11 protein-coding genes and 3 pseudogenes are annotated in these 11,228 nt (G+C 69.5%); 11 read left to right on the top strand and 3 right to left on the bottom strand.

Annotated elements, in window-relative coordinates:
• Together NQU54_RS45020 and NQU54_RS45015 are read right to left on the bottom strand one after the other, a co-directional pair.
• Window positions 1–1,304 (bottom strand): amidohydrolase (locus tag NQU54_RS45020; RefSeq protein ID WP_257636085.1); only part of this gene is annotated, 1,304 nt, incomplete at its 3' end.
• Window positions 1,301–2,056 (bottom strand): nucleoside phosphorylase, encoded by a 756-nt coding sequence (locus tag NQU54_RS45015; RefSeq protein ID WP_257636084.1) that lies wholly within the window; start codon window positions 2,054–2,056, stop codon window positions 1,301–1,303. The genes NQU54_RS45020 and NQU54_RS45015, both read right to left, overlap by 4 nt.
• Before the next feature lie 378 nt (window positions 2,057–2,434).
• Between NQU54_RS45015 and NQU54_RS45010 the strand changes: the two genes are divergently transcribed.
• From NQU54_RS45010 to NQU54_RS50425, 11 genes and pseudogenes are all read left to right on the top strand, one after another.
• Complete coding sequence (locus NQU54_RS45010) at window positions 2,435–2,731, top strand: Dabb family protein (protein ID WP_257636083.1); 297 nt, start codon at window positions 2,435–2,437, stop codon at window positions 2,729–2,731.
• A gap of 51 nt (window positions 2,732–2,782) precedes the next feature.
• Window positions 2,783–4,195 carry a phenylacetate--CoA ligase family protein gene (locus NQU54_RS45005; RefSeq protein ID WP_257636082.1) on the top strand — a complete coding sequence of 471 codons (1,413 nt, stop codon included), beginning with the start codon at window positions 2,783–2,785 and terminating at the stop codon, window positions 4,193–4,195.
• On the top strand, window positions 4,195–5,154 hold the full coding sequence (locus NQU54_RS45000; protein ID WP_257636081.1) for an aminotransferase class IV: 960 nt from the start codon (window positions 4,195–4,197) through the stop codon (window positions 5,152–5,154). The genes NQU54_RS45005 and NQU54_RS45000 overlap by 1 nt, the downstream gene beginning before the upstream one ends.
• A gap of 162 nt (window positions 5,155–5,316) precedes the next feature.
• Window positions 5,317–5,934 (top strand): prephenate dehydratase domain-containing protein, encoded by a 618-nt coding sequence (locus NQU54_RS44995; RefSeq protein WP_257636080.1) that lies wholly within the window; start codon window positions 5,317–5,319, stop codon window positions 5,932–5,934.
• 13 nt (window positions 5,935–5,947) lie between these two features.
• Window positions 5,948–6,937, top strand: coding sequence for an ornithine cyclodeaminase family protein (locus NQU54_RS44990; RefSeq protein WP_257636079.1), 990 nt, complete (start codon window positions 5,948–5,950; stop codon window positions 6,935–6,937).
• 60 nt (window positions 6,938–6,997) lie between these two features.
• The gene (locus NQU54_RS44985; protein ID WP_257636078.1) at window positions 6,998–7,291 is read left to right on the top strand and encodes a DUF1330 domain-containing protein; all 294 of its coding nucleotides are present in this window, start codon (window positions 6,998–7,000) and stop codon (window positions 7,289–7,291) included.
• Entirely contained in the window at window positions 7,288–8,139 is an 852-nt protein-coding gene (locus NQU54_RS44980) for a PhzF family phenazine biosynthesis protein (protein WP_257636077.1), read from the top strand. Before NQU54_RS44985 ends, NQU54_RS44980 begins: the two co-directional genes overlap by 4 nt.
• Window positions 8,099–8,329, top strand: a pseudogene (locus NQU54_RS50430) (terpene synthase family protein); the annotation flags it as partial. The gene NQU54_RS44980 and the pseudogene NQU54_RS50430, both read left to right, overlap by 41 nt.
• 20 nt (window positions 8,330–8,349) lie before the next feature.
• On the top strand, window positions 8,350–8,502 hold the full coding sequence (locus tag NQU54_RS44975) for a hypothetical protein (protein ID WP_257636076.1): 153 nt from the start codon (window positions 8,350–8,352) through the stop codon (window positions 8,500–8,502).
• Between the two features lie 334 nt (window positions 8,503–8,836).
• Window positions 8,837–8,977, top strand: a pseudogene (locus NQU54_RS44970) (polyprenyl synthetase family protein); the annotation flags it as partial.
• A pseudogene (locus tag NQU54_RS50425) lies at window positions 8,964–9,260 on the top strand (polyprenyl synthetase family protein); the annotation flags it as partial. The pseudogenes NQU54_RS44970 and NQU54_RS50425, both read left to right, overlap by 14 nt.
• Before the next feature lie 144 nt (window positions 9,261–9,404).
• Here the strand turns inward: NQU54_RS50425 and ilvD are convergent.
• Window positions 9,405–11,102 carry a dihydroxy-acid dehydratase gene (ilvD, locus tag NQU54_RS44965; protein ID WP_257636074.1) on the bottom strand — a complete coding sequence of 566 codons (1,698 nt, stop codon included), beginning with the start codon at window positions 11,100–11,102 and terminating at the stop codon, window positions 9,405–9,407.
• Between the last annotated feature and the right edge of the window lie 126 nt (window positions 11,103–11,228).

Here is an 11,228-nt window from a genome sequence, read left to right as displayed (position 1 = left end):
AAGGCTCGAAGTTCGTCGAGCGCGGCTTGTTCGTCGATGGTCAGCAGCCGCCGATCGCGCATCAGGACCCTGCCGTCCACCACCGTGTCCCGGACGTCCGCCGCTGCGGCGGCGTAGGCGAGCATCGACCACGGGTGGTGGCGGGGCACCAGGTGCGGTCGGTCCATGTCGAGTACGACCAGGTCTGCGCGCTTTCCCGGTTCCAGCGAGCCCAGTTCGCCGGCCAGACCGAGCGCTCGGGCCGATTCGACGGTCGCCATCCGCACGGCCTGCCGAGCGGGAACGGCCGTCGGGTCGCCGCCCGCCTTGTGCACGAGTGCCGCCATACGTACCACGGCGAGCATGTCAAGGGTGTTGGAGCTGACCGCTCCGTCCGTGCCCAGCCCGACCGTGACGCCCGCACGCAACAGGTCGGGCACCCTGGCGACGCCACAGCCCAGCTTGAGATTGGACAGCGGACAGTGCACCACGGCCGTTTCCGTCCGGGCCAGCGCGGCGATCTCACCGTCGGTGAGATCGACCGCGTGCGCGAGGAGCACGTCGGGGCCCAGTAGACCGAGGGATTCCAGGAGTTCGACCGGCCGCTTGCCGTGTGCTGCGACGACGGAGGCGGTTTCGGCAGCGTTCTCGGCGGCGTGCAGGTGCAGCAGCGCGCCGTGGTCACGCGCGAGTTCGGCGATGTCGGTCAGCTGGCCGGGGGAAAGGGTGTAGGCGCTGTGGGCGAAGACCACGGGTCGTCGGCCCGGTGCCGGGCGCAGTGCGGTCAGGTAGGCGTGCGCCCAGTCGGGCCGGCCGTTGTAGTCGCGGCGGTCGGGCGGGTTGGGCACGTCCATGAACGTCGGTCCGGTCAACAGCCGCCAGCCGGCAGTCCGCGCCGCTTCCTCAGCGGCCTCGTGGTACCAGAACATGTCGAGTGCGGTGGTGACTCCGGCCCGTATGCTCTCCGCCGCCGCCACCCGGACGGCGGCGGCGACGGCGCGCGGAGACATCAGTTCGGCCTCCGCCGGGACGACCCGGGCCAGGAACTCCTGAAGGGTCAGGTCGTCGGCACACCCGCGCAGCAGGTTCATCGCCAGGTGCGTATGGGCGTTGATCAGTCCGGGCAGCACCAGGCAGCCGGTGGCGTCGATCTCCTGGTCGGCCCGGAACCGGGCGCGCAGTTCGGCGGCCGGCCCCACGGCGACTATCACGCCGTCCCGTGTGGCCACCGCACCGTTGTGGACCAGGGTGCCCGCCGCGTCCACGGAGAGCACATCGCCGCCGTGGACGAGCAGTTCGACGTCGGATGTGTGTTCCGTGGTCACTTTCCGTCTTCCTTCGCCAGCAGGCACAGCGCGTCCAGCGCCACCCGCACGCCTCGGGCCACTCCGTCGGCGACCACCTTCCGGTGCGGGTCGTAGCCACCGGTCGCCTCTATGTCGACCAGTTCGTCGGCGTTGGCGCCGTCCACGACGAGGGCGCCGCCGGCCACGAGACCGCGAGCGGAGGCCAGCACCAGCAGGGCGGACAGCTCCATCTCGATGGCCGTGACCCCGGTTCGCGCGTAGGCGCCGGGCAGTTCCAGCCAACCCGGCTGGAACGCGGCCCGTGTCCAGACCACCCCGCGGTGGTGCTGCGCTCCCGCCTCCTTCGCCGCCTGCTGCAGCGCGAGCACCGCCTCCGGCGCGGCGAACGCTGGGTACTCCGGGGGCATCAACTGCTGTGTCACACCGTCGTCGCGGATCGCGGCCTCAGCGATCACCAGGCTGCCGTCCTGGATTCCGGCCCGCATGGCGCCGGCTGTGCCGAGCCGCAGAATCGTGCTTACGCCCGCGTCGGCCAGCTCCTGGAACAGCAGGATGGCCCCGGGCGCGCCGACCCCGTGGGACGCGACGACCACCGGCACGTCCTTCCAGGTTCCGGTGAACGTGAGGTACTCCCGGTGCTGTGCCACCCGCACGCAGCCGTCCAGCAGCTCGGCGGTGTCGGCGGCGCGCTCCGGGGCGCCGACCACCACCGCGTGCTCGGGCAGACCGGTGCGAGGGATACGGCTGATGGGGAGCAGGTCGGATGTCATACGAGGGCTCCGGCATGATTCGGCTGGCATCACTGGCAATCAGAGGGAACTCAGCGCAAAGGAATCGTTTGCGTTCCAGGGATATTGAAGGAGGTAGGGCACGGCCCGGACTCAAGTGGCGCCCGCACTGTATCACCGCATTGTTGTCCGCCAACTATGCACAGCTGCCCGCTTCTTCGATCCACAACATCGAAAAAGTGTGGTTGAACGTTGTCGGCTATATCGGCAAGATCGACCCAGAAACTCATTGCACGTTTGCAACCGTAGGAATGCCAGGCGGATCCTGCCGACCAAATCGCATCCCACCCGCGCCTCTTCCCCGAACGACACTGCGGGTCACATGAGAGGCTCCCGGGCAGTTTGGCGTGAAAGGAAAGGGTGATCACACACATTGTTCTCTTCAAGCTCAAGGACGGATTCGAGCGCACCTCGCCGTCCGTGATCGAGGCCGAGAAGTTCGCCCGGGACGTCCGTCGTCACGTCCCCGAACTCCTCACCTGGCGTGTCGGCTGGAACGCGGTTGACCGCGACATCGCCTACGACTTCGCCGTCATCGGCGTACTGCCTGACGTCCGCGCGCTGAAGAGCTACCAGGCCAACGCGTTCCACCAGGAAGCGGTGCAGAAGTGGCGAGAGGTGTCCACATGGGTGGTTGTTGACCTGACCGACGACTAACCTGTCCCGCCGTCCCTCGCGAAAGACGGCTCATCCCCCTTGGAGGCTCGGGTGTTCACGCACTACGACCCGGAATCCGCGGCTCTGACGGTCGAGCTGCACGACCAGTTCAAGGCGTTCATCGCAGGACAATGGGATGCCGCGAAACTGGCGGCGCACCAAACCGACAGGCTGCGCGAGGTGGTCGCGTATGCACGCGCCAACTCTCCTTTCTACCGCCGACATCTCGCGGCGCTCACCGACGAGGAGATTTCCGGGCTGCGGATCGACGGCCTGTCGCGTCTTCCGTTCACCACCAAGGACCACCTGCGAAAGGCCCAGTTCGACGTCCTGTCGCGGCCTGTCTCCGAGGCCTGGACCTTCTACGAGACCACCGGTACGACGGGCGCCGCGACCCCGTGTCCGCGTACCAACGCCGACACCATTCACAACAACACCGTTCTCACCGCGTACTACCGTGACCTGCTCGCGGCGCACGGTGACCGGCAGGTCATCGGAGTTTCCGGCCCCAGCGAGCTGCACGCCACCGGGGACACCTTCGGGGACGTGTGCCGCAACCTTGGCCACGCGGTGGCCAAGATGTGGCCGCACTCACCGGTGATCGGCTTCGACCGTGCCCTGGAGGTCATGCGCCTCCTCCCGATGACCGGCTTGTTCTGCACCCCGGGGATGGCCCTGCGTCTCGCGCAGAAGGCGACCGAGGCCGGCCTGCGCCCCCGGGAGGACTTCTCCCTGGATGTCCTGCTGCTGACCGGCGAGTTGATGTCCCCGAGCCTGCTGGCGAACATCGGCACGCTGTGGGGCGCCAAGGCGTACAACGTCCTGTACGCCTCTCAGGAGGCATCCGTGCTCGCGGCGGCCACTTCCGACGGTTCACTGCGGACCGCTCCCTTGATCAATCACTACGAGGTGATCGATCCCGACACTCTCGAATCGGTGGAGCCCGACCCTGCCGGTGTGCGGTACGGGGAGTTGGTCGTCACGAACCTCTACGCGGGCGCGAAACCGCTCGTGCGGTATCGCACCGGCGACCTGGTGATGATGACGGAGCCGGGCCCTGGTGCTGCCGTCCCCGCCCCGGCGGTTCGGGCGGTGGGACGGGTACACGACCGGCTGTCCCTCAACGGTCATCCCGTGAACGGATACGAGCTTGAGGACCTGCTGCTCGCCCCCTTCCGAGGTTACCTCGACTACCAGATCACCGTGGGCGACGACGCCGGGCGGGATCGACTCTTCTTGACGCTGAAGGCCGACGAGGCTGTTGTGCGCGCCGGCACCGAGCATGCCGTCCGGGCGTGCCTCGACGTGCTGGACACCACGCTGACGGTCGAAATCGGCACTCCTGGCCCCATCACCAGCACCGGGGCGATGGTGAGTTGGAAGGCCGCGCGGGTCGTGGACCTGCGTACCGGTCGGTCGGACGAGAACGGGGCGGCCGAGCGCATCGCCGCGATGAGGAAATGATGACCGATCAGAACGAGGCTGTCTCCTCCCCCCTCGGGCTCGGCGCGTGGGCCTACGACCGCGGTCGGCTCGTCCCGGCGGCGGAGCCGGCACTGCCGCTCTCCACACAGTGCCTGCACTATGGCACGGGCACCTTTGAGGGGATCCGGGCGTACCGTTCGAACGACGGGCTCTGTCTGTTCCGGGCTCGTGACCATTATGAACGCTTGCTCCGGGCCTGCCGTATTCTGCGCATCACCGTGGCGGAGACGGTCGAGGACCTCATCGGCATCACGGTCGACTTGGTGCGGCGCAACGGTCATGATTCGGACACGTATGTGCGCCCGCTGGCCTACAAGCTGTCCTTGCTGCCGGGTTTGGCCCCCGGAGTCTCCCTGGCCGGTGTGTCCGACGCTCTGTCCATGGTGACGTACACATTTCCCTGCGAACCAGGGTTGAAGGGGGTGCGCTGCACGATCAGCTCCTGGCGCCGCCCGCAGCGCGATGCGCTGCCCGTCCAAGCCAAGGTCGTCGGCGGTTACGTGACCAGCGCGCTCGCCGCCGACGAGGCCCGCGCTCTTGGGCTGGACGACGCGATCCTCCTCGACAGCACGGGCAACGTCGCCGAAGCCAGTACCTCGAACGTCTTCGCCGTCTTCGCCGGACGCGTCGTCACTCCGCCCGTCACAGGTGATCTGCTGCCCGGCATCACCAGAGACACCGTGATCACCCTGTGCCGGGAGTCCGGTCTGGATGTGGTGGAGCGGCCCCTCGGCCCCGGTGAACTGCTCGGTGCCGACGAGGTCTTCCTCTCCTCCACCGGCAAGGGCGTGGACCCCGTTCTCGCGGTGTCCGGCAGGGACATCGGCTCTGGCGCCGTCGGCCCGGTCGCGGCCCAGGTCGCCGGGCTCTACGAGGCCGTCACGCACGGTGCCGACAGCAAGCACTTGGACTGGCTGACGTGCGTCGCCCCCGACTGACACCGGTACGTCGCTCACCGGGGCGGCTGCACGGGCAGTTCTCCGGCGTCTCGCTTCCGGTCGTGCGGTGCGGCGGACGCACGGCCGGCTGTACCAGGTCTCCCCGGCCGGCCGGGGTGTCCGCCTTCCTCCCCCGAAGAACCTCGACCTTAGGGAACAACGATGACGCTGAACGGCTTCATCACACTTCTGCGTCCCGATCCGGGTGAGACAACGGCCGTGGGCACGCTCGGCCCGAGTGGTACGAGCAGTGAGGTGGCCGCGACGCTGCTCGCGCACCGGCTGGCCACGCCCGGCGGCGCGACAGCCCCCGTCCGTCTGTTCGATACCTATGAAGAGGCGGGCGCCGCCCTGCACGCCCGTGAGGTGACGCATGTGGTCGTCGCCAACGCGTACAAGGCCGTACACCACTTCTACATGGACCAGGCCCTGGACCTGTCAGATGTGTTCGTGATGGACACTCCGCTGTACGGCATCGCGGTGCGGCGTGACGCCGGCCCGGTGCCCGTGTCGCCGACTGTCGCGAGCCACCCCTCACCCGTGCCGATCATCGACCAGCTGCTGTCTTCCAGGCACACCTCGTACAAGGTGATCCACTGCGATTCGACCAGCGCCGCGGCCCGTGCGGCCGTCGAGGGAACGGCTGATCTCGCGCTCACCACGGTGCCCGCCGCGGAGCTGCACGGTCTTGAGTTCATCTCGCGGACCAGGCCGATCCGCATGGTGTGGTCGGTGTTCACCAGACCGGCTCCGCCCGGCCAAAGTGGCCGGGCCGCATGAGAGAGGAGATCCTGTGCTGCTACTGAACGGAGACCAGGTGCGGCAGGCCTATCCAGTGGCCGAGGCATACCGGGTGATGGCCGAGGTGATGCGCCGTTACAGCGGCGGCGACGTCGTCCAGCCGGTGCGCACGGTGCTCGGATCGGGCCGCGACGCCTCGTTGTTCGCCACGATGCCCTGCCATGTCACCGGCGAGGACCAATCGGGCTACGGACTGAAGGCGGTACTGCACGCTCCCGGCAACGCCGCCCGTGGACTGCCGACACACGTGGGTGTGGTGATGGTGTTCGATCCCGAGACCGGGCAACCGCTGGCCATGATGGAGGGAGCGGCGGTGACCGCGCTCCGTACGGCTGCCGCGTCCGCCGTGGCCACCGACGCGCTGGCCCTGCCCGACTCGGGGAACCTGGCCCTGATCGGGGCCGGTACCCAGGCGCGCAGCCACCTCCTCGCGATCAACGAGATCAGGCCGCTGCGCCGGGTACGGGTGTGGAACCGGAGCGCCGTGCGCACCGAGGCATTTTTGAAGTGGGCCCGTACAGAGGTCGACGCCGACATCCAGTTGACGAGCACACCCGCCGAAGCGCTCCGTGGCGCCGACCTGGTGTGTACGACGGTGGACACCAAGGAGCCGCTGGTGGGTGCGGAGGACCTCGCCGAGGGCGTCCATGTCAACGCCGTCGGTTCCTCCGTGCCGGGCAAGCGTGAACTCGACTCCTCGGCGGTGGCGTCGTGCTCGGTCTTCGTGGACAGCAGGGAAGGCGCACTGCGTGAGTCGTCCGAGATCGCCCGCCCGATCGAGGAGGGACTCATGCGGGCCGACCGTCCCTTGCCCGAGATCGGTGAAGTGCTGCTCGGCAAGCACCCCGGCCGCACCAGCTCCGCCGAGCGCACGCTGTACAAGTCGCTGGGGATGGCCGCACAGGACGTCGCGTCCGGCTTCGCCGTCGTCCGCGCCGCCAGGCGGCTCGGCATCGGCACCGAAACGGACTTCTCCTGCTGATCCTCCCGCACTTCTCCCGTCGGCACCCTCGGGAGACCGACCAGAAGCAGAGGTCATCGTATGACGGCACTACTGATCGGCAACGTCGGATTCGTCGGCGACGCCGAACGCATGGCGGAGTACCGCGCCGAGGTCGGCCGCACGCTCAAACTGTACGGTGGCGGGTTCGTCATCCGCGGCGGTGAGTTCACCGTGCTGGAGGGCGAGTGGCAGCCCACGCACCTGTCGGTGATGAAGTTCCCGACGGCAGAGGATGCCCGCCGTTGGTACTCCTCGCCCGAGTACCGCGAGATCGTGCCCCTGCGCGAGGGCACCCACATGGACCTGATCCTCGTGGAGGGTGAGGGCGAGTGACATCGCGGCCTCGGCGCCCGCGCCCTTTCGCGCAGGTCGACGTCTTCGCCGACACCCCCTACCTCGGCAACCCCGTCGCGGTCGTCCTCGACGGCGACGGGCTGTCCGACGAGGACATGGCCCGTCTCGCGGTCTGGACCAACCTCTCCGAGACGACCTTCGTCGTACCGCCCTCGTCCGACCACGCCGACTACGCGCTGCGTATCTTCACTCCTGGTGGGGAGATCCCGTTCGCGGGCCACCCCACTCTCGGCTCCGCACACGCATGGCTCGAAGCGGGCGGCACACCGAAATCCTCGGACACCGTCACCCAGGAATGCGGCCTGGGGCTGGTCACGGTGCGACGCTCCGGCGTCGGCCTCAGCTTCCGTGCCCCCCGGGCTCGCCGCGACGGCCCCCTGGACACCGCACACCTCGATCGCATCGCCCACGGCCTTCGCATCACCCGCGAGCGCATCATCGCCCACCAATGGGTGGACAACGGCCCCGGCTGGGCCGCCGTCCAACTCGCCTCGGCCGAGGAGGTGCTGGCGCTGGAGCCCGACGAGCGGGGCATGCGCGACCTCATGCTGGGTGTCGTGGGCGCCTACCCGGAAGGCTCGCCACTGCAATTCGAGGTCCGTGCCTTCGCCGCACCCGCCGGCGTGCCCGAGGATCCGGTCACCGGTAGCCTCAACGCCGGCATCGCCCAGTGGCTGATCGGCAACGGCACCGCCCCGCATGCCTACCGGGTCGGCCAGGGCGCTCGCATGGGCCGGCAGGGCGTGCTCACCGTACAGGCGCTTGACGACGAGGTGTGGCTCGGAGGTGGGACCGTCACCTGCGTCCACGGCTCGATACACCTCTGACATCGATGAAGGTAACGGTGCTGCCGCAGCCCTCCGGACCGATCTGCCGACGGCGGTCTCATCACTGGCGGCCCTGTGGCGACGCACCGCGCCCGGGATGCCGCCGCCGTGGCGGCGCCGCTTCGTGCAGCACCTGGAGGACTGCCTCGCCGCGGCGGCGATCTGGGAGGCGGGCAACCGGGTACGTGGCATCGTCCCCGGGGAGCCGGAGTGCTCGTCCCGTACGTCTGCGGCATGCGCACCTGGATCGGCGGCAGTCTGGACTGGTCGAGCCGTACGAAGCGGTACCAGTCCCAGCCGGGTGCGTTCTTGCCGCAGCCCGCGTCGTACCTGGAGCGTGATCTGGTGGTGGCCGGGCAATGACCACGACCGGCGGCTCGGCACACGTTGGGGATCCATGGCAGGTACTGCGCCAGGCCGGTGAACTCACCGGGCCACGGATCCGCGGCACTCGACCGGCTGAGCGGCCCGGTCCGCACGGTCGCCCGGTACCACTTCGGGTGGTGCGAGGCGAAGGGCCGCCCCACCGATGCCGGGTGGGGCAAGGAGCTGCGGGGCGCGCTGGCGCTGGGCGGTTCGAGGGCCTGGGCGGTGGGGTCGGAGCGGCGCTGCCGGCGGCCTCCGTGGTGGAACTCATGCACGACTTCTCGCTGGTCCATGACGATGCCATGGGCCAGGACGCCCTCGGCGTGGCCGGCCCACGGCCTGGACCGTGTTCGGCACCGCCCAGGCGGTGCTGGCCGGGGACGCGCTGCTGGCCCTGGCGGTGCGGGAGCTGGCCACCGCCCCACCCCCACACGGCGTGCTGCGGCCGCCGAGGAGCTGTGCCGGGCGCTGATCGACCTGGTCACGGGCCAGGGGACCGACCTCGCGTCCGAGAAGCGGGTCGATATGGGGCTGGAAGAGAGCCTGACCATGGCGGAGGGGGCAAGACCGCGGCCCTGTTCGCCGCCGCGTGCGGGCTCGGTGCGCTGGCAGCTGACGGCACCGCCTTCCCGGTGGAAGCGCTTCGCGGCTTCGGTCACCATCTGGGCATGGCGTTCCGGCTCATGGACGATCTGCTGGGCGTCTGCGGCGACAGCGCGACGACCGGTGAACCGGTGGGAGCGGATCTCCGCCGACGGAAGAAGTCCCCGCGGTCGTGCCAGCACTGTCCGGCGAGACGCAGGCCGGGCGGCGGCCGGCCGATCTCTGTGCCACGACCAGCGGCGGGCCGGCCGTGCGCCAAAGGGGCGCCCTGGTCCGGCCCGGCGGCGGACAGTCGCTCAGGAAGCCCTGGGCACGACGGCGGCCGGAACCGGAACCGCTGTGGTCACCGCGCCGAGGGTGGCGGACGAGACGGTGGAGCGGTACTTGGCCATGACGCCCGTCGCGTACTTGGGCTCCGGGGCCGTCCAGCCCTTCAGGCGCTCGGACAGTTCACCGGCGGTCAGATCCACCGAGAGTTCGCGGCCGTCCACGTCGATGGTGATGAGGTCCCCGTCTCGCACCGCGGCGAGCGGCCCGCCCTCCGCCGCCTCCGGCGCCACATGCCCGGCCATCAGTCCCCTGGTGGCGCCGGAGAACCGTCCGTCGGTGACCAGCCCGACCGATGGCCCAAGGCCCCGGCCGACCAGCGCCGCGGTGACGCCCAGCATCTCCCGCATCCCGGGCCCGCCGCGCGGGCCCTCATAGCGCACGACCACCACGTCGCCGGCGCGCACCCGGCCGGCCTGCACCGCGGCCATCGCCGTCTCCTCGGATTCGAAGACCACCGCCGGTCCGGTCAGCCGCCGCAGCACCGCGCCCGACGACTTCACCACGCTTCCCTCCGGTGCGAGGTTCCCCTTCAGCACTGTGAGCCCGCCGGTGACGGCCAGGGGCCGCTCGACGGTCGTGAGGACCTGCTGACCGGCTGTCTCCCGAGCCTGGGACGCCTCCTCGGCGACGGTCCGTCCGGTGACGGTCCGCTCCGCGCCCGCCAGAAGACCCGCGTCGAGCAGACGGCGGGCGAGGAGGCGGGTGCCGCCGGCCCGGTCGAGGTCCACCGCGGTGAACCTGCCGCTCGGCCGCAGATCGGCGATGACCGGGGTGCCGGTGCTGATCTTGTCGAAGTCGTCGATGCTCAGTGGTATACCGGCCTCATGGGCGATCGCCAGGAGGTGCAGGACGAGGTTGGTGGAGCCGCCTGTGGCCACACCGGCCACGATGGCGTTGTGGAACGAGCCGGTGCTCAGGATACGGTCGGGTGTGAGGCCTTGCTCCACCATGCACATCACGAGTTCGCCGGCCTGGCGGCCGGCCTCCTTCTTGCGCGGATCCATGGCGGGAGGATCCATCGAACCGAAGGGCGACAGCCCCAGGAACTCCATCGCCATCGCCATCGTATTGGCCGTGTAGTGGCCGGCGCAGGCTCCGACCCCGGGGCAGGCGTTCCGTTCCAGTTCCTCGAGTTCCTCGTCCGTGCCGTCCGCGGCGGCGCGGCCGACCGCTTCGAACACGTCCTGAAGGGTCACCTCCCGCCCTCGGTGCCGTCCGGGCAGCACCGTCCCGGAGTAGATGACCGCGCCCGGGATCCCCAGCCGTACATGGGCCAGCGCCGCGGCGGGAATCGTCTTGTCGCACCCGGCCAGGGTGACCAGACCGTCGAGTCCGTGACCCCGGCAGACCAGTTCGATCGAGTCGGCGATCACCTCGCGGCTGACCAGTGAGGTCCGCATCCCCTCGGTCCCCATGGTGATCACGTCGGAGATCGCGATGGTGTTGATCTCCACCGGTGTGCCGCCAGCGGCCCGTACGCCGTGCATCACCTCCTGGGCGAGGCTGCGGTGGTTGAGGTTGCACGGCATCGTGCCGATCCAGCTGTGGGCCACGCCGATCATCGGCTTGGAAAGATCCTCAGTGGTCAGGCCCATCGCACGCATGGCCGCACGGGCCGGGGCACGGTCACGCCCGACGAACAGACCATTGGGCTTGATCGACATAGGGTTCCTCCAGGAATACGCTGCGCAACAGGTGTTGCCCGTTCGACGGGTGGGGACGGATACGCGCCGGCCGTCGCTTCCGGGAACCGGCCCGGCCGTCAATGCGTTCACGAGCTTCCGCACGGC

Origin of the sequence: Streptomyces malaysiensis subsp. samsunensis (genome assembly GCF_024519315.1) — a bacterium.
In the GTDB taxonomy this organism is placed as follows: domain Bacteria; phylum Actinomycetota; class Actinomycetes; order Streptomycetales; family Streptomycetaceae; genus Streptomyces; species Streptomyces malaysiensis.
The sequence above is the reverse complement of the archived record's forward strand: the minus strand, read 5'-3'. Positions and strand labels throughout refer to the sequence as shown.